General features: G+C 41.9%; 15 protein-coding genes. 8 read left to right on the top strand and 7 right to left on the bottom strand.

All coding sequences use genetic code 11. From position 1 onward, the window contains the following. The first annotated feature begins 115 nt into the window (after nucleotides 1-115). From ACSLBF_RS03425 to efpL, 4 genes are all read left to right on the top strand, one after another. Nucleotides 116-1,300, top strand: coding sequence for a multidrug effflux MFS transporter (locus ACSLBF_RS03425; protein ID WP_440055221.1), 1,185 nt, complete (start codon nucleotides 116-118; stop codon nucleotides 1,298-1,300). 370 nt (nucleotides 1,301-1,670) lie between these two features. Continuing rightward, nucleotides 1,671-3,503, top strand: coding sequence for a S8 family serine peptidase (locus tag ACSLBF_RS03420; protein ID WP_440055220.1), 1,833 nt, complete (start codon nucleotides 1,671-1,673; stop codon nucleotides 3,501-3,503). 647 nt (nucleotides 3,504-4,150) lie between these two features. Beyond that, nucleotides 4,151-5,482: a tetratricopeptide repeat protein gene (locus tag ACSLBF_RS03415; RefSeq protein ID WP_440055219.1), complete on the top strand. Its 1,332-nt coding sequence runs from the start codon at nucleotides 4,151-4,153 to the stop codon at nucleotides 5,480-5,482. Nucleotides 5,483-5,566: 84 nt separating this feature from the next. Further along, entirely contained in the window at nucleotides 5,567-6,139 is a 573-nt protein-coding gene (gene efpL, locus ACSLBF_RS03410) for an elongation factor P-like protein EfpL (RefSeq protein WP_440055218.1), read from the top strand. Here the strand turns inward: efpL and ACSLBF_RS03405 are convergent. The 5 genes from ACSLBF_RS03405 to sixA form a co-directional block, all read right to left on the bottom strand. Continuing rightward, on the bottom strand, nucleotides 6,136-7,005 hold the full coding sequence (locus ACSLBF_RS03405; RefSeq protein ID WP_440055217.1) for a DNA ligase: 870 nt from the start codon (nucleotides 7,003-7,005) through the stop codon (nucleotides 6,136-6,138). The two genes, efpL and ACSLBF_RS03405, sit on opposite strands and share 4 nt — an antisense overlap. A gap of 72 nt (nucleotides 7,006-7,077) precedes the next feature. Then, complete coding sequence (locus ACSLBF_RS03400) at nucleotides 7,078-7,731, bottom strand: HAD family hydrolase (RefSeq protein ID WP_440055216.1); 654 nt, start codon at nucleotides 7,729-7,731, stop codon at nucleotides 7,078-7,080. A gap of 28 nt (nucleotides 7,732-7,759) precedes the next feature. Continuing rightward, nucleotides 7,760-8,056: a hypothetical protein gene (locus ACSLBF_RS03395; protein WP_440055215.1), complete on the bottom strand. Its 297-nt coding sequence runs from the start codon at nucleotides 8,054-8,056 to the stop codon at nucleotides 7,760-7,762. Between the two features lie 84 nt (nucleotides 8,057-8,140). Continuing rightward, nucleotides 8,141-10,435 carry a TonB-dependent receptor gene (locus tag ACSLBF_RS03390; RefSeq protein WP_440055214.1) on the bottom strand — a complete coding sequence of 765 codons (2,295 nt, stop codon included), beginning with the start codon at nucleotides 10,433-10,435 and terminating at the stop codon, nucleotides 8,141-8,143. A 504-nt stretch (nucleotides 10,436-10,939) separates the two neighbouring features. Beyond that, on the bottom strand, nucleotides 10,940-11,407 hold the full coding sequence (gene sixA, locus ACSLBF_RS03385) for a phosphohistidine phosphatase SixA (protein WP_440055213.1): 468 nt from the start codon (nucleotides 11,405-11,407) through the stop codon (nucleotides 10,940-10,942). 156 nt (nucleotides 11,408-11,563) lie between these two features. Between sixA and ACSLBF_RS03380 the strand changes: the two genes are divergently transcribed. The 4 genes from ACSLBF_RS03380 to ACSLBF_RS03365 all read left to right on the top strand — a co-directional run bounded on the left by ACSLBF_RS03380 (nucleotide 11,564) and on the right by ACSLBF_RS03365 (nucleotide 19,273). Next, nucleotides 11,564-14,233, top strand: coding sequence for an insulinase family protein (locus tag ACSLBF_RS03380; RefSeq protein ID WP_440055212.1), 2,670 nt, complete (start codon nucleotides 11,564-11,566; stop codon nucleotides 14,231-14,233). A gap of 283 nt (nucleotides 14,234-14,516) precedes the next feature. Further along, complete coding sequence (locus ACSLBF_RS03375) at nucleotides 14,517-16,625, top strand: putative bifunctional diguanylate cyclase/phosphodiesterase (RefSeq protein ID WP_440055211.1); 2,109 nt, start codon at nucleotides 14,517-14,519, stop codon at nucleotides 16,623-16,625. Nucleotides 16,626-17,462: 837 nt separating this feature from the next. Then, a complete protein-coding gene (locus ACSLBF_RS03370; protein ID WP_440055210.1) occupies nucleotides 17,463-17,855 on the top strand; it encodes an MmcQ/YjbR family DNA-binding protein in 393 nt (130 codons plus the stop codon). 413 nt (nucleotides 17,856-18,268) lie between these two features. Beyond that, the gene (locus tag ACSLBF_RS03365) at nucleotides 18,269-19,273 is read left to right on the top strand and encodes a 6-phosphofructokinase (RefSeq protein ID WP_440055209.1); all 1,005 of its coding nucleotides are present in this window, start codon (nucleotides 18,269-18,271) and stop codon (nucleotides 19,271-19,273) included. Between the two features lie 5 nt (nucleotides 19,274-19,278). Here ACSLBF_RS03365 and nhaD read toward each other — a convergent pair whose 3' ends face one another. Continuing rightward, complete coding sequence (gene nhaD, locus ACSLBF_RS03360) at nucleotides 19,279-20,730, bottom strand: sodium:proton antiporter NhaD (protein WP_440055208.1); 1,452 nt, start codon at nucleotides 20,728-20,730, stop codon at nucleotides 19,279-19,281. A gap of 194 nt (nucleotides 20,731-20,924) precedes the next feature. Next, nucleotides 20,925-21,857, bottom strand: a complete 933-nt coding sequence (locus tag ACSLBF_RS03355) for a DUF368 domain-containing protein (protein WP_440055207.1) — start codon at nucleotides 21,855-21,857, stop codon at nucleotides 20,925-20,927. Nucleotides 21,858-21,887: the final 30 nt, after the last annotated feature.

Below are 21,887 nucleotides of genomic sequence, written 5' to 3'. Positions count from 1 at the left end.
TTCATCACGGTATTTCGACATCTCAGTCAAAAATTAAATAGAATTATCAGAAATAGGCTGTTTGTCCTTTTAATTTTCCTATTGCGCAATACAATACGCCGCAAAAGGAGATCCCATGACTCAACACTCAACCCCAAAAACACTCATTGCAGTACTCGCACTACTGGTAATTTTCTGCCCTTTAGGTATCGATATCTACTTACCAGCTTTTGTTGATATGCAAAACAGTTTGGGGGTTAGTGAAAACCTTATTCAGCAAACCATTAGTATTTACATGCTCGCGGTAGGATTGGGTCAGCTTATCGCAGGTCCCTTAGCTGATAAATATGGCCGAAAGCCAGTAGCCTTAGTTGGTATTTTACTGTTTGCTTGTGGAGCATTATTAGCAAGCTTAGCTACCAGCTGGTCTTCAGTAATGATTGCTCGAGTGTTCCAAGGCTTGGGTGCTTGCGCAACTTTCGTTTGTGCGTTTGCCATCGTTAGAGATAGTTTTGGTCATAAAGGCAGTGGTCAAATGATCACCTACCTTAATGGTATCGTTTGCTTTATTCCAGCTTTAGCACCTATTTTAGGTGCTTGGCTCACAGTCACTTTTGATTGGCATGCCAATTTCTTATTTTTATTTGGGTTTTCAGCCTTTGGACTGCTCGTGTTTTGTGTCTTTTATGCTGAAACACGACCCAGCGACACACATTATAATGGCCACATATTAGACCTACGTCGATTTACACCGATGCTCTCTGATCCTACTTTTATATTTAACTCACTCATCACTTTACTTGGTATGGCTGCAATGCTGGTATTTGTTATTGCCTCACCAGGATGGATAATGGCTCAGCTACAAGGTTCTGTGAGTGACTTTACCATGTGGTTTACTGGTAATGCAGTAATGAGTATCATCGCAAGCTTTGTCGCTCCTCATTTTATTAAGAAAAACTCGCAAAAATCGCTGATCTTTGGCCTATCTCTGTTTACATTCGCCGGACTGAGTTTGCTCTTGTTACCACAAACCCACGCCCTACATTTTATGCTCCCGATGTATTTAGCATCCACTGGCTTTGCGTTCACACTTGGCGCTGCGGCAGGAAAGGCCCTTTCTGGCTTTGCCAAGCAAGCAGGTACCGCATCGGCATTGATAGGTGTGATGCAAATGAGTGGCGCTGGACTATTAGCTGGATCCACCCTCACGTTGAACTTAATCGCGCCATCACAACTCGCTTTGCACTTACTGCTTGTTACACCCTTTCTTTTTATATTGTTAACATCCAAGCGCAAGCACCAATTACATAGTGCGACTTAAAAACGGTCAACGGCTCACTTGCGGTCCAAAATATGTCAACGAATCACCCAAACGGCAGGATGTGCACACAAGTATTACTGTGTTTAATTAAACAAATGAAAATTAGTTTTATTAGTAAATCAGTTCCTAAAACGACCAAACGTACCTAAAACGCTTCTTTTGTCCCGAAAACAATAAAACGTATGTATGTTTAGACTTCTGCTCATTCACTTAAATTATATAAATGTAATTAATTATTCTTATTAATTTAATAATTTTGAATAGTTCACTCTTTACCCCTTCAGCAAATTGGTTATATCCTAGCCATCGTTACGAAATTGTTATGATTTCTTAACTTCAATATTCACGCAATGTAACAGAGATAATAATAATGAAATTAAGTAAATTAACTGGGGCACTTCTCATCGCTGGCGCTTGCGCCACCACACAAGCACAAGCAACTGATGACCGTTACGTTATCCAAGTCGACAACACAAAAAAAGGGGTGGTAAAAGCGCTTGCTAAACAACTTGGTGCAGAACTGCATGTAGACGGTGATGGATTCTTTGCCGCAACGTTTTCAGGTAAAGATTTGACGCAAGTAAAGGGACTGTTGAATAACCCTCACGTTAAACTCGTTGAAGTCGATCAAAAACGTTACCCACTGGGGATCTACAACGATGATGCGGGTAACCCTATGCAACAGCAACTTACTCCCTATGCTGTATATCAATCACAGGCAGATCAAGTGACTTTTGATGCCAATGCTGGCATGAAAGTCTGTGTAATTGACTCTGGTTTAGACCAGTCAAACCCTGATTTCATTTGGGGTAACATCACCGGTGATAACGATAGCGGTACGGGTAACTGGTATGAACATGGTGGACCACACGGTACTCACGTTGCTGGAACTATCGGTGCCGCGGACAACAATCTTGGCGTTGTTGGTATGGCACCTGGTGTTGCTATGCATATCATCAAAGTATTCAACGCGGCCGGCTGGGGTTATTCTTCGGATCTGGCTCACGCAGCAAACCTTTGTGCACAAGCAGGTGCAAACATCATCAACATGAGCTTGGGAGGTGGTGGTTCAAATAGCACCGAATCAAACGCATTTGAGAGCTTCCGTAATGCAGGTGGTTTAGTAGTTGCAGCGGCAGGTAATGATGGCAACAATGTGCGCTCTTACCCAGCAGGTTATCCATCGGTAATGATGATTGGTGCCAACGACGCCGATAACCAAATTGCTGATTTTTCTCAATTCCCAAGCTGTGCTTCAGGTAAAGGAAAAAATGCCACCGAAGACGAACATATCTGTGTTGAGGTAACAGCAGGCGGCGTCGATACGCTTTCTACTTACCCTGCCGGTATGGCTACGTCCGCTAGCCTGAGTGCTGATGGCGTAGCATTTGCTAGCTCTGCGATGGAAAATAGCGGTAATGCTACTGCTGATTTCTACTTCATGGGCACAGCTGAAGCAACCGATAGTGCTGCCAACGGTAAAGTGTGTTTAATAGACCGTGGTAACATCTCATTCCATGACAAGGTAGCAAACTGCGAAGCCTCAGGTGGTGTCGGTGCGGTTATTGTCAACAACGAAGCTGGTATGTTGTATGCTACTCTAGGTGAAACCAACACAACTAGTATTCCAGCTGTAGGTGCAGCACTTGAAGACCGCAGCGCTCTGATGAACGCTACTTCAGCAACGATAAATATTGGCACCAGTGATTACGGCTATATGAGTGGAACATCAATGGCAACTCCTGCAGTCGCTGGTTTAGCAGCTCTGGTATGGTCAAACCACCCTAGTTGTACTGGTGAAGAGATCCGTAGCGCATTTAAAGCCACTGCAGAAGACCAAGGCGCTGCCGGCAAAGACCCGTACTTTGGCTATGGTATCGTTAAAGCAGCTGATGCCAACGCCTACCTAACAGCAAACGGCTGTTCAGGTGACGACAATGGTGGCACCGATCCTACCCCGACTATTGAACTTTCCGCATCAGCTTACAAGCAACGTGGTGACAAATATGTGGATCTAAGCTGGGTTGGCGCTGCTACATCACAGGTAGATATTTATCGTAATGGTAGTCAAATTGTCACAACCAGCAATGATAATAGCCATACAGATATCATCAGTGGTAAAGGTGGCGGTACCTACGGCTACCAAGTTTGTGAGCAAGGCAGTACTGTTAATTGCTCAACAACCATAACTGTTGTGTTCTAACTCCCCCAACCCAATTAAGTTTTAAAATGCCGGTTTTTGACCGGCATTTTTTATCGATATTATAAAAATTTCTCTTTCTATTTTTTCTTGCTCAAGTTGTCTTTCCTTCTTAATATTTCGTTGCTTCTTGCAGATAGCCAATCCGAGTGCATCACCTTAGTTTAACTAATGGTGGCAAGGCGACAGTATTGACTGTGATTAGTGAAGCAATTGAGTTGCCTAAACTAGAAATGGCGATCTATTAGTTACGGCTATGATGGGTGCATACACCAGCTCAACCGCTACCGACTTTACTTTTTTAAGCGTGCTACAACCGTTGTGCTTAATGATATTAAGATATCAAGCGTCATAAATTCAATGGCTTAAGGTTCATATAGGGCGTACCAACCATTTTGGTACTCCCTTACCTATTGAATAACTCCCAAACTTTTCAGATCGTCACAATTCCTTGATGTAGAAATGCAAAGAACGCGGTATATTATGGCATTATTTAGTGTTCTCAATTAACCACATGTATCGTCCCAGCGATTTCAGCGTGCTATCAATGAGTTCTCAGATGGAGTGTGAAACTCCTACTTAGCCCTTTTATTGACTGGAACTGATATTGTGTAACAACGGAAAGAACGAGCATTCGAACGGATTAAAAAATGACAAAGAATACCGCTATTATCTGCGCTTTACTTCTCGCTATCTCAGGTTGTAAATCCCTTGTCTATAAAGGGAATAAACTTTATGAAGCCGGTATGTATCGACAGGCAGCCGAATACTATGAACAAGCCTTAGCCGAAGATCCTGAAGACTTAGAAGCCAAACAAGGCTTAACGCTGGCGCGCGATAAACTCATTGATAAAGGACTAATCGATGTGCGTATGTTACGTTTGGCAAACAATCACACAGCAGCTGCCAACCGGTTGGAAGAAATTGTACGTAATCAGGCGCAGTGGCAGGTAAAGCCAAACGGTGCGATTGCCAATACCCAACGCGAGGAATTGGACTACGCAAGACAATGGCTGCAAGATGAAGCAAGGATTTTAGCCACAACGCCCTACCCTGATCGCTTCAAACTATTTGAATACAACTATCGATATCTAATCGACAATGCGCAGCTGAGTAGTATCTTAAGCCGATATTACGAAACACTCTTAAGCCGAGCTAAGCAACAGTGCAATAAACTGAGTGACCGAGTAAAAGGGCAGCGTCATTTTTTAAAAAGCTTTACCGAACAATATTGTCTAGCCTGGCAAACACCTAAAAAACTGAGTGTAGACAGTAAAGATCAATCCCGTTATGACTCCATGTACATCAAAGAGCGCGTAGATTTGGACCTACATTATGGCAATAGCATTAAAGGACAATATGCTACGTTTGTATCTTCCTTAAATCGTGCGTTTAATCAAAGTCTTTGGTTTAGCCCCAATGGTAGTCAAGACCTTATATTAGAGCTGGATATTGACGCAGATTACTATCGAGCTATGAACCAATTTGTCCAGCGTAAACATTATACTCTCGAAGTTGAAAAACCAGATCCTAGCGATCCCGGTAAGACTCATACTGTGGAAGAAACAAAAGAGTTCGCTTATCCAGTAACAATCTATGACGAAAAGTTTGATTTGGATATTAGTTATAAGGCGTCATTATCGCGACGTTACATTAATGGTAGTGCAAGCGAAAATAAACAAAATAAAACTCGCTCGCATCAAGCTGACTTTGAGCGCTTAGATATCAAACCGCTGCAACCCAATTTTTTAGATTTAAACAGCCTATCTCAAAATGCATTTGATAAGCTCACGACTAAATTTATTGCTGACCTTGATGCTACTTGGGAACAGCATTTTTGCGGTCACTCGCTGGGCACAGATCAAGGCGAAAATATATTACGATGTGCCAGACTCAACCCCGAGAACGATTTCGTCAATAACTGGTTTACTCAAAACTTTGGCGTGACTTACGCGCAGATGAAAACATTATACGGAATATAGTTATGTCAGCTTAGTCATTACTATAGCTCCTTAAGCAACATAAAAGTGGTATGATTGCACCACATAAATAGTTAGGAAAATACCATGCCTAAGGCTAGTGAAATAAAAAAACACGCTGCCATTGATTACAATGGTCGAGTTATGATTGTTAGAGACATTGAACGCTCAGTGCCTCAAGGTCGCGCGGGCGGTAGTCTTTATCGTATGCGTATGTACGATGTTGTTGATAACAGCAAAGTAGACGAAACTTTTAAAGCGGACGAAATGCTTACGCTTGCCGATCTCACTCGTCGTCCAGCTATGCTTTCTTACGTAGATGGTGACGAATACGTATTTATGGATGAGGAAGACTACACGCCTTACCACATCAATAAAGATTCAATTGCCGAGCAAATATTGTTTATTGATGAGTCAACTAAAGGTTTATCTATCGTTATTGTACAAGGTGTGCCTGTTTCTTTAGATCTACCTTCTAGTGTTGAGTTAGTGATTGAAGAAACCTCTCCGTCTATTAAAGGCGCATCGGCGAGTGCCAGAACCAAGCCTGCAACCATGACAACAGGCTTAGTGATCCAAGTACCAGAGCATATTTCAACCGGTGATAAAGTGAAAATCAATACGACTGAAACTAAGTTTATGGGTCGAGCTGAAAGCTAATCCTGTGGCGGTGAATACTCACCGCCTTGTTCCTCCAACGATAAGTATCTTACCCGTAAAAAACGCGCAAACCTTGGCTTACCAAATTTCGTTAACCCTTGAAAACGATAACTGACTACCGCACCAATAGGCGGTGGATTTTTCCTGAGTTTATCGCTCAGTCCTGAACCTAATTTAAATATCACTCCATCGTTATTTTTCACCACCAATGCGCCTACCATGCCTTGATATTTACCCTTACCGGGGGAGTAACCGGTGACAATAGCATCTTCGTCAACAAAGGGCTTATATTTCATCAAGTTGCTGCTGCGACCATTGATATGAATAGCGTTTTGATGATGTAGCATAACGCCCTCACCGCCTTTATTTAGCACTTGTTGAAAAAACCGATCTAGCTCAGGTTTGGTTGCAAAGCTGCGCTGCTCAACCGCTTTAATATGTGGTTTAGCTATTTTATCTATCAGATCTTTATAGGTTTTATAGCGCTCTGAGAAAATATCATTGGCATTTGGCGCATCAAAAACGAGATAGCTTACGCTACGCCATTGTTCAGACGTTGAGTTATGCGTTCTTACTAGCGCACTGATCTGTGCAAACTGGTTATAACCAATCCAAAGTTCGCCATCAAGAGCAACGCCAGGTAACTCGGCGGTAAACCAACTGGGGGGATTAATCGCAATACCACCACGGGTGAGCAAAGCTTTACCAGTCCAAATAGCCCTGACACCATCATATTTTTCGCTGACTAGATACTGAGAAATGTTTGCTTGCGCTTGATAGACAGTTGCAAGTTGAATAGCCGGAGCGTTGCCTTTGGCTAGAGATAAAAAAGAACAAAACAACAATCCAATAATATATTTACTCATAGCAGCATCCTTTGCGTTGAGTTTGAAAGTTAAATTTGATTAAGTTAATAATACCAATCCGCTTAAATATAGCTAACTTTGCTCCTTGATCCATTGCAATGCACCGACTAAATCTTGAGCACAAATATCAGCTAGGGTGAAGTTTTGTTTTTTGGAATGGAGATTTGGCACTGCAACCGCACGTAGACCAGCTCCTTTTGCAGACTGTAACCCCGTACTCGTATCCTCAATTGCAATACCCTCTTGTGACGGTAACTCAAGTAAGGACAGAGCGCGAAGGTAAGGCTCAGGATGTGGCTTGGGGTTTTCCACATCATCTTTAGTAACAATAACTTGAAAGTAATCAGTTAGGCCATAATACTCCAGCACAGGCAAGGCTTCAGCTCGCGAACTCCCTGTGACTAAAGCAAGCCGATACTGTTGTGCGGCTAACTCTACAATATCTTTTGCGAAAGGCATCAACTTTGGTTTTAGACTAGCCGCCGTTTTGACAAACAAGTCATTTTTTTCAGTACAGAGATCTTCCGCTGAGCGCTGTAAACCATGACGCTGGTTCAGTATTGCTGCAGCTTGCAATGTCGGTACCCCAGAAAACTCATCGCAGAAGGTCGCTTCATCATAATGTACCCGATACGGTTCTAGCACCTGTTTCCAACTTTCGTAATGGAGAGTTTCTGAATCAACTAAAGTACCGTCAAAATCAAATAAAACTGCTTTTATGCTCATACACTCTCCATTGTTGATTAACCTAAAGTTATACCAATCCCGCTGGTGGCTCTGCGCTGGCCTCTTCACCCGAGTCCACTTCAACCAAAGTGTAACCTCTTGGCTGTCTTACCACTTTAAGCACCGGCTTCTCGAAGGCTGACTTTAGCCTGTCAGTATCAGCTTGCAGCTCTTCAATACTGCGACCAAACGGCGCAGCACCCGTTTCAGACCAATTAGTCACTTTACCGTTGAGGTTATATTCAACCTCATGAATTTGATATAGCGCCGCTTCATCTTTAGTGGCTTCACAATATATCACTCGATAATTCCAAAAACCCGACATAACTTCTCCTCTCAAAAAAATTTCATTAAAAAGCCCGCATTAGCGGGCTTTATTTTCTGCATTATAATTGCAAGGCACCGATTATTAGAAGAACTTCACTTTAAATTCGGCACCAACAAAGCGCTCTTCATTCACCATGCCTGTCAGGTTGTTGAAGTCAATACCGCCAATCACTTTTTGCTCATCAAAGATATTTCTTACAAATAACGATGCTTCGTATTCATTATCGCCAGACGTCCAAGCATAACCACCTCGGACACCGCCTTCAAACAACGCATCACCAGTAAACTCTACTGATTCATACAGGAAGAAATTGATTTTACTGCGGTATGAGAAGTCAGTGTAAGCAAATAGCTCTCCATCAGCAAACTCTTGCGAGTAGCGTAGCGTTAGGTTTGCGATCCACTTTGGCGAATTAGGTAGCCTGTTACCATCAATTGCTGCAATCTCGTCTTTACCATCACCATCTGCAGCAAACGGGTTAGCTGTTTGGCGGTATGGATCAGTGATAGTACATGCAGCTCCACACGCGCCGACTTCCAGCCCCGCAGAGTCAATTTCATTTTCGTTGTAACTTAGGTTAAACGTGGCATTTAAGTTATCGGTTAGCACCCACTCGGTGTCTAGCTCTAAACCATAGCCAGTCGTTTTATCAGCGTTTAGAAGTCTATTGAAGTTCGCGCCACCACCAACAGCAGTTAGCTGCTGATCGTCCATCTCAAAGTAATAAACCGTTGCGTTTACACGACCCTGACCATCTAACACATCTGACTTTACGCCAAACTCGTAAGACATAACGGTTTCAGAATCAGCCACGGTGATTTCATTGCCATAAAGTACACGACCTTGAATACTTGGTGCACGGAAGCCGTTCGCCACTCGGGCAAATAAATTAATGTCATCACTATATTTGTAAGCCGCACTCAAATCCCAGCTAATATGTTCATCACTTGGGTTTACAGCACCTTTAAAGGTACCGCCGCCAATTGGACTCATCGTGCGCTCGGCATCAAACTCTTTCTCATCGTCAGAGTATCTCAGACCAGCGGTGACTTTTAGCTTATCAGTGAAAGTGTAATCAACAGAACCGAATACAGCCCAAGCAGAAGTATCTTGGTTTTGGATTACATAACCATTTTGAGCACCGTACTGCTGGTTAGCCTCATCCCAAGCAGTGGTGTTGAAACCAAAGGTTTCAATCGTTAGGTCTTCTTCAAAGAAAAACACGCCAACTTGATAATTCAGATCACCTGAAAAGTTACTCGATAAACGTAACTCTTGAGTCAGCTGTTCGTGATCAGGAATACCATCGGCACTTTCTGCACTTCCAGGTACGATTGCTGCATAGCTGCCATCGATATCTGCTCTTGAATAAATTTCAACGCTTTCCCAAGCTGTAATCGAAGTTACAGTGTGCTCGGCTAAATCCCATTCAAGTCGAAGACTTAAGCCTTCAGTATCTACTTGCTGAGTAGCTCTTGACGCTGCATCGTGATAAACCTCATCATGCGCGTAGCCATCAACAAAATCGTTAGTACCAGGCTTGATTAAGTTACCACGGAAAGGAATTGGACGGCCTTCTAAATCACGCACACGGTATTTAAGCAATCCGGTAAAGTCATCGCCTTCGTAAAGAAACTGAACGCGCGCTGCAACATCATTATAGCCACCTAATGAGTTTTTCTTCTCGAATCCTGGCGCTTTGGTATCAATAAAGTCTTCTTTATCTTGAACTTGCACCGAAACTCGAGTGGAAATTTTATCTGTTAGACTACCACCTACAGCGCCTTCAAAGTCCACAGCACCACGGCTGCCGTATGACACAGAACCATACGCATCAAAGTCTTGACTTGGTTTAACAGTATCGAACTTAACTAATCCCGCGGGTGTATTTCGACCAAATAGCGTGCCTTGAGGGCCTCTTAGTACCTCAACCCTGCCAATATCAAATACTGGAAAGCCTTTTAAGATAGGGTTTTCTTGAACCACCTCATCAACAACCAGTGATACTGGCTGAGATGCATTCAAATCAAAATCCGTGTTCCCGAGTCCTCGGACATAAAAGCGGGGAAATGAACGACCGAAAGACGATTCTACTGTTAGACTAGGGATCTTCGCATTCATAAAACGAATATCCATACCTGCCGAGCTATACGCATTAAGTCCATCGCCTTGCAAAGCAGAAACAGACACTGGCACTTCTTGTGCGTTTTCAACACGCTTACGTGCTGTGATCTGGATGATTTCTAGTTGGTTGCTTTTAGCTTTTGCTTCTTGTTGTTGCTCCTCAGCAACAACAGAAAGAGAAGTACCTGCCACAGCAGAGAACAACGTAGCATGGATAACAGTAGCTAACGCAGATCTTTTCATTGCTTTCATGTTGGATTTTGACCTTATATGTGCGCTCTTAAGTTCAACGGTATAATTTTGGGCGCCGTTTCACGTTGGCGTATACGTTCAATTTTTCGCATTTTTATGATTTATTGCGGACCTTGTATTCGAGAGCGCGAGACGAGGTAACAAGGCTGAACGAGACGGGCGTAATTATAGCAGCATATTTTCAATTTGCTTCAAAAGTAGGAATAGATTATCGATTTTTTTTGCAAAAATCGCAGCTTTTAAACTATTTTTCGCAACATTTAACCGCAAAAAGCGGACATTTGTCCTTCCATGAAGATAGGTACCAAATGCGGGTTCAATATTTACCTAAAGCAGGAAAGTATGCTGGAAGCTTCAACCCAGTTTCTTCACGCCCAAATGAAGCCACTGGATTATTTAATAAGGTCAAAACAGAGTATAACTTTCTCGTTTTCAGAAAATGAGGACATTAGACCCTATCTGTTCGAAATTATACGCACCAAGATCTCATCGCACGGCCAACAATTAACTAGTTGGCACATGCATAGTGACAAACTCAGCCTTTTTTGATTGTTCATCAAAATGAATCTCTGCAACAGCTGCGGTACAAAATATCGGCAACTTATCAGCACATAACTGCTCTACTAAATAACTAACGATTGGCATATGAGCAACCAGCAGCCAAGTATTGTATTCAGGATGCAAATCTAGCAATGTTTCTAAGTAATCGATAGCAAATCCAGCCGAACCACTTGGTACAATATCCTTGCACGTCTCAACATAATGTGGAGCTTGAACAGCTAGCATACACTCAGCGGTCTGCTGAGCTCGAACATAGGGGCTGACCAACACCGCATCAATTGCTAGGTGCTGCTTTATTCTGTTTGCCATTTCGTTAGCTTGACGTACACCTCTTTCTGTCAGTACTCTAGAAGAGTCATCCGCTTGCATTGGCTGCGCTTCACCATGGCGCATTATCAAGATAGTTTTCATACAGAATCAGAGCCTTACCTTTGATTTTTAACTATATCAGTAGCTAACTGATGAGTTTATTCGCTATATTAAAGTACAACACGCTTTTATGAATGGTTAAGCTGACTAGATTTAATCATTCAACGTCTTCTAACCCAAGTTATCGGCAGCAATAATTTGAAACTAAGTAATAATGATAACCGACAGTATCAATTCGTAAAACTGGACAATGGTCTAAGAGTGCTGTTGGTGCATGACGCCACGACAAATAAAGCTGCTGCATCTTTAACGGTGAATGTCGGGCACTTCGACGATCCACCAGATAGACAAGGCATGGCTCACTTCCTTGAGCATATGCTATTTTTAGGTACAAAAGCAAATCCGTGCTCTGCCGATTTTGCTCAGTTTATAAATAGCTATGGTGGGCAGAGCAATGCGTGGACAGGCACAGAGCACAGCAGCTACTTTTTTGACTGTGATGCCGAACAGTTTCTACCGGCACTGGAAAAGTTCAGTGCCTTCTTTGTTGAACCACTTTTAAATGAGTCTGACACAGAAAAGGAACGCCAAGCTATTGATGCCGAATTTAAGATGAAAATTAAAGACGACGGCAGACGTATATATCAAGTTCATAAAGAAACAATTAACCCCGCTCACCCATTCGCCAAATTTTCAGTTGGGAATAAGCACACGTTAGCAGATAGAGAAGGCAACATAGCACAAGAGATCCGCGCTTTTTTCGACTATCACTATCAAGCTCAATGGATGACGTTAGTTTTAGCTGGACCACAGGACTTGGAAGTATTAGCTCAATATGCACAATGCTTTTCACAAATCACAGGTACCAAAAAATTAAAGCCAGTGATCACTGAACCACTTTATCGTCGTGAAGATCTCGCCACGGCAATCCAGATCAAGCCCAGAAAACATATGCAAAAGTTAATAGTCAGCTTTGCTATGCCTAACCCCATCTCACTATACAAAAGAAAAAGTGTCAGTTTTCTAGCACACCTTTTAGGTTATGAAGGAAAAGGTTCCTTATATTCAATATTACGCTCGCAAGGTTGGATAAATGCTCTTTCTGCAGGTGGCGGAGTGACTGGTAGCAACTTTAGAGACTTTAATATCAGCTTTGCGCTTACCGACGAAGGGATTGAGTATTACGAAGACATAGTAGAGATGCTATTCGAGTATATCGCACTAATAAAAAAGAGCGGCAATGCGCTTCCTAAACTTTACAAAGATAAAAAGACCCTGCTTGATATTGCTTTTGATAATCAGGAAATTGGGCGTCTATTAGACTGGGTTAGTTCGGTCAGTGTCAACATGCATCATTACGAGCAACAAGACGTATTGTATGGTGATTACTGTATGCAAGGCTTTTCAGCTGCTGAACATAGCCAATTGCTGCAAGCGCTAACACCAGAAAACATGCGGTTAATATTGATCCATCCTGAAGCTGAGGTATCAAAGAAGGCTAAATGGTATAACACGCCTTATCATTGCGAAGCAATCAGCTCTGAATGGTTACAGTCTCTTGCCAATATTGATACTCCTCTGCCGCAAATGTCGTTGCCTGAGGTAAACCCCTATTTAAGTGCCAATAATTGTCTGTACGATGTTGAAAGCGAACGCTCAACACCAGAGCTCATCGCTGAGCAACCAGGGTTTGAGTTTTGGTTCAAGCAAGACTTAACTTTTAGAGTCACCAAGGGACATTTCTATCTTGAAATAGACTCGGCACATTCCGTAACCAGCCACAAAAGCATGGCACTGACCCGGTTGTTTGCCGATTTATTTATGGATGCCGTTGCTGAGCGCTTTTATAGCGCTGAATTAGCGGGTTTGAGCTACCACATCAACTCACACCAAGGTGGTTTAACGCTGCATACAGCTGGATTAACGGGTAACCAAATAAGACTAATATTAGAATTAGTCGAGGCCATGTTGCATCAACCGATCCATGCAGCTCGATTTGCCGAATACAAAAAACAGCTTATAAGACACTGGAAGAACCATAATAAAAACAAACCAGTGAGTGAGCTTTTTAGCCAACTAGGTGCTCAACTAATGCCCTGGAATCCAAGTCCTGAATCGCTGGCCAGTGCGTTACGAAACGCAAGCTTTAATGAGTTTCAGCAGTTTCGCGAGCAGTTTTTCAAAACAATTCATGTAAAAGCATTTCTGCATGGCAACTGGCAAAAACGCCATGCAGAAAAGTTAAAAGCGTCGGTCCACGCACTGTTCTCGCAAAGCGAGATATTGGAAGATTTAAAACGACCGCTGCAAAATATCACTCAACACTTGAACATTGAACTGGAACGAGAAGGCTCAGATCACGCGTTTTTAGAATATTTTCAGTCACAAACCTCTGAAGTATCTGAGAAAGTAATGATCATGACTCTTAATCACATGATTAATCAGCATTACTTTGATGAACTTAGAACCAAGCAGCAACTTGGCTACCTAGTCGGTGCCGGCTATGCGCCATTTAATACTCGTGCTGGCATCGCGTTTTATATTCAATCGCCCAATTACGATAGTGAACAGCTACTCGAAAAGCACCGAGCTTTTTTACTGCAATTCGATAAGCAGCTACACAGCTTGCCAACCGAACATTGGCGACTTGCTAAAGAAAGCTTATTACTGCAAATCGCAGAAAAAGACAAAAATCTCAGGCTTAGGGCGCAGCGACTTTGGCTGTCTATTACGAATGATCTTCATCAATTTGATATGCAGGATCAACTTACCAAGGCGCTTAAAGATTTGAGCTTTGAGGAGTTCAAAACCTACTTTAATAATATTTCTGCCGGCATTACACCAAAAGTAACGTTAACCTGTAATTAGCTTACAAGTAATTAAAAATATTTAGTTTTTTTTACTTAGCTTGGAAGACTTTTGATAACTTTGAACCCAAAATCGCAACAAAGTTGTTTTTTCTTTTTGACTCACTCTTTCGCTTCAATTAGATTAAGGTCTGAAACGTCTAACAATTCACTATATGAATCTGAAAACAAGAATAATAACAACAGCTAGTTTGTCACTTTTTTTTGCCTGCACAAGTTGCTTTGCAAGTGACAAAAACATCAACTGGAGTATCCAGCTAGTTTGGCTACTTCCGGTCGCTGTAATGTTACTGCTTCTTGCTTATCTATTATGGACAAATCGCCAGTTAAAACTTTCTGCTCAGCAACTTCGTCACTCCGAACAACGTTTTAAAAGTACAGTTGAAGGCAGTGGCGACACTTTGTGGGATTGGAATATTCAGACTGGTGAAGTCGTTCGAATAAACGATAAATATGGGTTAAATAGTGCCACTCCTGGTCGCTTTATTCCCAACCAACAGCGTATTCATCCACAAGACATTAATATTGTAGAAAAGCTGCTTAAAGAGCATTTTGCACAAAAGACCGCTTTTTTCGAGGCCAGTTATCGGATCAAAGATGAGTCTGGAAAATACCATTGGGTTTTAGATAGAGGCAAAGTGATTGAAAAGGACGAAAATCAAATTCCTAGTCGAATGACTGGTACGGTACGTGACATCAGTCACTTCAAAAGCACAGAAGAGCGTCTCAACTTATTCGCAAAATGTGTGGAATCCTTGACCGATGCAATCGCAATTTATGACAAAAACTTCAGGCTAGTGGATTTAAACCCAAGCTACCTAAAGCTGTTCGGTGGCAACCGAGAGCACTACTTGTTAAAGACCTTCACTTTACCGGGCTATGATTCGCAGTTTGTCAACCAAGTGAAGTCTCAGCTAATGCAAACCGAGCATTGGCAAGAAGAATTAAAACTGCGCAATGCCAGTGGCGTTATGCTGCCAATTGAAGTTACGATCGACGAGATAAAAAACAACCATGGCCAAATCACTAACTATGTTGTGGTTTACTCTGATCTCACCGAGCGAAAAAAGGCAGAGTCTCAGCTGCATAATTTATCAAATCGAGATAGAACAACGGGCCTACCAAATCGAAACCTATTTTTCACCAATCTAGAAAAGCTATCTCAGCAGGGTTCTCACCACGCATTACTCGTCTTTGACCTCGATAATTTTAAGAAAATTAACGATTCATTGGGTCACCAGCTTGGAGATGCCCTACTTGCTAAATTAGCCATGCGAATAAGTAAGCTAGCAAGGCAACAGGACACTTTCTATCGTCTAGGCGGCGATGAGTTTGCACTAATCATGTCTGGCACCAATGACATTCACACTATAACCAGAACAGCAAAACAATTTTTGGCAGCCATTGCGACACCGTTAAAAGTGGCTAACCATGAGCTAGTGATTACTTCCTCTGTGGGTATTGTTTTATGTCCTGAGGACGGTAAGTCACCGGAAAGCTTGCTGAAAAATGCCGACACAGCGATGTATCACGCTAAACAAAAAGGTAATCACTACCTATTCTTCAATGACTCAATGAACGAACAAGCAGTTAAACGCTTGCAAATAGAAAACCTGATGCGCTTTGGCTTAAAAGAAGACCACTTTGTGGTTTTCTATCAACCTAAGATGGATATTAAGACAGGTGAACTAGTCGGAATGGAAGCCTTAGTGCGCTTTGTAACGCCTAAGAAAGGCATTATTAGCCCAGGAGTATTCATACCCATCGCTGAAGAAACAGGACAAATCATCGAGATAGGTGAGGTTGTTTTAGATAAAGCCTGCCGGGATGTCAAACGCTGGGTCGATAAAGGACTATTTAGTGGACGCGTCGCGGTGAACCTATCTGCAAAACAATTTGGTCTGCCTGACTTAACCACCCGAATTGATATCATATTACAAAAAAATGAACTGCCTTCTTACTTTTTAGAACTCGAAATCACAGAAGGCACCGTTATGGATGATCCACAAGAAGCAATCTCGATCATGCGTTCACTCAGTGCTAAAGGCATTCACTTGGCTATGGACGACTTCGGTACCGGATATTCATCATTAGCATATTTAAAGCAGTTTCCGCTCAACACGTTAAAAGTTGATAAAGCGTTTATTGATGATATGCACAGTGAGAGAGGAAAAAATATGGTAGATTCAATTGTTACCATTGCTCATAACCTTGATCTGCACGTTGTCGCTGAAGGCGTAGAAAGCGAAGAACAATTGAAGCTACTTGAAACGTTAAACTGTGAGACGATTCAGGGTTACTATTACTCAAAACCTCTGTCAGCCAAAGACTTTGAACGTTTCCTACAAGCCCAAAACGAGGAAGTTCGTCCCAACTTACAGTTAGTGCAATAGAGATAAAAACGACACTTTATCAACTATTATCCAGACTAAGCTCTAAAAGCAGATAAATTAATACATCTTTTCAGCCAGGCTCGGCGATAATGCATATTGAAAAAAATCAATGCTATTGGGCCCATAATAGCTGCAAGTCCTAACCACCTTTTTGTTGGCATACCTGTTTTAAGTATCTGAATATAAATTACAATTAAGCTGAATATTGATAAAAGAAAGAAGATCATGAAATTACCCGGAAATTGTTGGTAACTGCTAAAACATTCCCCTAAATCAGCAATCACTAAAAATACTCGCCCACTATTCCATTGAAATGTGAAAGCCGGAGTCTACACAACGTTCAGAATTTAATCAACCCAACAAAAATTGTTGCATATTTTTGTATTATCTAATTTAATAGCGGACTGTTTATCGAGCGTGTTAGGAGTTACCTGCCTATTCACCAGATAATGTTCTCTATAAGCCATTGTGGCTTGCTGAGAATATTCAAATATTCTTAATAGTTTTTTATCATAGTTTATTTGAAATTGGTTATGAGACTTTAAGTCATTAGGTTCTGTCGGTTTACCTACGGCCTATACGAAACAGTTACTCAGCAAAAGGACTACGTTTAAATATTATCCATTTGATATTAAAGCGTTTTTATTTCAAAACTTGCTGTAACACTGAATTAATATAGAACTCATTCAAAAGTTCTATATATTGGTTTTTTGTGTTTTAGCACCGTTTGATATAAATACTTCCTAAGCTTTTACTAATGGACAATTACTGTATTGTCACGAGAGCTGCTAAACTTAGTCTCATGTTGTATTAAAAGTTACTTCAAGGACTCAGGCTATGGATCAGAAAAGCGTACATGAATACTTGCAGGCCAAGCCTGCTACCTTTATTACTAAGCCGTTTGCGCAAGATGTCGATGTCTATAAAGTTCAACACAAAATGTTTGCCACTCTTTCGGAAGGAAAAGAAGGCCAAGTTGATGAGAATGGACAGCTGGTTTGGTGGCTAAACTTAAAGTGCGACCCAGACGAAGCACTTTTGTTGAGAGACAAGTACGAATCGGTAGTACCGGGTTATCACATGAATAAACGTCTTTGGAACACTATCATACTCGATGGTTCTGTTCCTGAAGATGAAATCAAACGAATGATTGATAATTCCTACCAGATCGTTGTCGACAACCTTCCAACTGCCCAGCGCGAAGAGCTAGCAAAGAAGGTCAATGGTTAAAAATGATTAACCACATCAAGGCGTTCAGTATGAACGCCTTGAACCTACAACGTTACTCAACCCCACTTCCAAAATCTTTTACGATGCTAGATTGATATCTCCAAGTATTTACATTGAATATGTTCAATCGCAATTTATTAAACGCAATCTCTGACAAAACTATGACTCTTCTGTTTTAAGTACGTTTTTGAACTTAAAGTTATTTTAGTGATTTCGATTTATCGTATTTCAACCTATCCATGTTCGTTTCACTGTATAATAAAAAGTTTATCTAACTGATTTATATAAACTTTAATAAACCCATTTCACCACGAGAAATACTAAAACATCGCTTTTATGATTCAACACATAGTAAGCACGATTAAATTTGATTAAGCTAACCAAAAGTAACCTTTAATCTAACAAGGAATATTATGACTAGACGCGTAGCGATTTTAACCAGTGGAGGGGATGCTCCTGGCATGAATGCAGCTATTCGCTCAATTGCGCTAGCCGCGCAAAGCAAAGGTCACCAATGTATTGGATTTTTGCACGGTTATAATGGGCTGATTGAGCAGGAACATATTACTTTAACTAAAGAGTACACAACGAATATTGCACAATTAGGTGGCACAATTTTAAAAAGTGCTCGTTGTAAAGACATGCATAGTATAAATGGCGTCTCACAAGCCGCCAACTCTTTGCGAAAGCTTAATATCGACGATTTAATTGTTATCGGTGGCGATGGCTCATTTAAAGGAATGCAAGCCCTATCGGCGCACTGGCAGGGTAATTTAATTGGCTTACCAGGAACCATAGATAACGATCTGTCATATTGCGACAACACGATTGGCTTTTCGACAGCCGTTAATACCGCAATGGCCGCCATCGATAAAATTCGTGATACCGCCAACGCCTTCGAGCGGGTATTTATTACAGAGGTGATGGGCAGACATAGTGGCCACATTGCCTATCATGTAGGCATTGCGTCCGAAGCTGAAGCCATACTTTCCTTCGAAAACTTCACTCCACAACACAAGCAACAAACGCTAGAGCAGTTGAGTCATGCGATACAAACTCAGCAAGCCTGTCATGGTAGCTTTTTAATTGTACTCGCTGAAAACCTCTGGCCTGGCGGACCAACAGCACTTAAGGATGAATTAAACCTGCAGCCAAATGTAAATGCTGCACTTTGTGTTTTAGGGCATATTCAAAGAGGAGGCTCACCGAGCAGTGAAGATCGCATGCTAGCAACTGAACTCGGGCTAGCCGCTGTTGAATATATCGATCAACCGCTTTTTACAGAACCAGTAATGCTAAGTAAAGTCGATGGCCAACTGTCAATTACCCCAATCAAAAAGGTGCTGGCAAACAATAAAACGGTGAGTGAACAATGGGTTGAAAAGTATAAGCACTACCTTTCAACCCACTTTGACTGAACTCTTTATCCAAAGACTTCAAATGAGCCTGCGTTAAGCCATAAATGCACCAAAACACTGGCGACGTAACCCAACGCTATTATGGGGCTCCACTTTAAATGCCCCATAAAGGTGTAGTAACCTCTAGCTTGCCCCATCAGTGCGACACCAGCCGCTGAGCCTATAGACAGCAAGCTACCTCCGACCCCAGCGGTTAAGGTAATTAATAACCAGTGTCCATGTGACATTTCTGGGTTCATTGACAAGACAGCAAACATCACAGGGATATTATCTATCACCGCAGAGATGATCCCTAACAGCACATTGGCACTGGTAGCTGACCACTGGCCATAAAGAAACTCCGACATGACGCCTAGATAACCAAGAAAACCAAGCCCGCCAACACACATGACTATGCCATAGAAAAATAACAAGGTATCCCATTCGGCTCTGGAGACTTTGCTAAACACATCAAACGGCACCACACTGCCGAGCTTTTCCAAGCGCTCTTGATCCCCTTCCCGTTCTGCAAGCGCTCTTTTCCTAGCTAATGACCCCGGTAAAGTCATCCGCAAGAAATATCCAAAGAATTGTAGATACCCTAACCCCATCATCATGCCCAAAACCGGCGGTAAGTGTAACAAGCTATGGCACATTACCGCTGTAGCCACAGTGAGTAAAAACAGTGTCAAAATCCTCAATGCACCTCTTTTTAACTCTACGCTCTCATAAACTGAACTAGGATGTTTATTTTCAACAAAGTAACTCATTATCAAAGCAGGCACTAAAAAGTTAACCAACGCGGGAATAAATAGGACAAAAAACTCATTAAACTGCACCATACCGGCTTGCCAAACCATCAGCGTAGTAATGTCTCCAAATGGACTAAATGCCCCACCCGCATTCGCCGCAATCACAATATTAATACAGCTTAAATTGATAAATGCTCTGTCCCCTTGTGCCACTTTCATGACCACTGCACACATCAATAAAGCAGTGGTTAAATTATCTGCTATCGGAGAAATAAAAAACGATAGAAAACCAGTTATCCAAAATAGGTTTCGATAACTAAACCCTTTTTGGATCATCCAAGCCCGTAAAGCATCAAATATTCGCCGTTCTTCTAGAGCGTTGATATAAGTCATCGCCACAAGCAGAAATAACATCAATTCGGAAAACTCTAATAAGTTATGCCTAAAGGCATGTTCCGTCGCCTCAGGCACTCCTTGGGAAACATAAAAAGCACCTATAGCAGCCCAAATAACACCTGCAGCGACCAAGACGGGTTTTGACTTTCGCATGTGCAGCTTTTCCTCGAGCATTACCAAGGAATAAGCCAAAACAAAGATCACAATGCAAAAATAACCAACCCACGAGCTAGTCAACGGCAACGGACCTCCTGAAGCCGCCCAACTATCGAAAGATATAATCCCAGATAACAAGATGGCGAAAAACAGCCAAAATTGGGTCTTTTTCATTTTTTAACCTATTGATGTGCATATTAAATAAGGGGGTGTAGAACGCTATCAATTTAGCACAGTCAATGTGATTTAAAATTGGACAGAAGTCTATAATTTGTGAGAAGTGTGCCGATATTTTGCGAATAAATATCAGCACTCAGGTTGAGGTAACGAACAGTCGCGGAACAACGCTTTATTTCTATCGATTAAAATTACTTTGCGCTAAGCTTTTCAACCGCTAACACCAAGGCTAGTCCAGCTAACATCAAGCCTGCGCACAGCAGCGTATTTGGCTCTTGACCATACAGCAACAGGTATTCCGAAGGGAGGATATTAGCTTGATTAAGCGGCTTCTCTACACCGCTAGAATTAACATAGGTTGTTAAAACTTGCTTCCATGGCCACAATAAATTTAACGAGCCAAGTAAAAATCCCGACAGTACAGCAAAAGTGACCTGCTCAAAGCGCGATAATAACCAAGCAAGTAACCGAGAAAAGCTCATCAGTCCAACAATACATCCCAGTAAAAACAGTGCAACTAGCACGATATTGATTTCTGTTACTGCTGTCAAAACGTGTCCATACATTCCCATCAACAGTAAAATAAAGCTGCCGGAAATGCCGGGCAAAATCATTGCACAAATTGCGATAGCACCAGAAACAAAATACAGCCATGTATGAGGCTCAGCCTCGGCTGGAGCCAAAGAGGTGATTAAGTAAGCGATCACCGCTCCCAATAGACAGGCAACTGTTGTTTTCATATCCCAACGTGACACTTGTTTTGCAACATGCACGAAGGAGGCAATAATTAACCCAAAGAAAAAAGACCAAACCAACAGTTGATAATGTTCAAGCAGGTACGTGATCAGTTTGGCTAAAGAAGCCGCACTTACTAAAATACCGGCAAACACGGTGACTAAAAATTTGCCATCAACGTGTCGCCAAGCTGCTTGCACTCCGTGTTGCTTGAGCACTCCTAAAGCCTCGATATTTACACTTTTGATAGCGTTTAAGAACCGCGCGTAAATACCCGTAATAAAAGCGATGGTACCTCCAGAAACACCAGGAACCACGTCAGCGGCCCCCATTCCAGCCCCTTTCAAAAACAACAGGAAATAATCCCATTTACGCTCTTTTTCTTGCACACCTATTCTCCAAATTAACAACGTGCTGAG

The organism is Pseudoalteromonas sp. T1lg65, assembly GCF_051930985.1.
Taxonomy (GTDB): domain Bacteria; phylum Pseudomonadota; class Gammaproteobacteria; order Enterobacterales; family Alteromonadaceae; genus Pseudoalteromonas.
The sequence above is the reverse complement of the archived record's forward strand: the minus strand, read 5'-3'. Positions and strand labels throughout refer to the sequence as shown.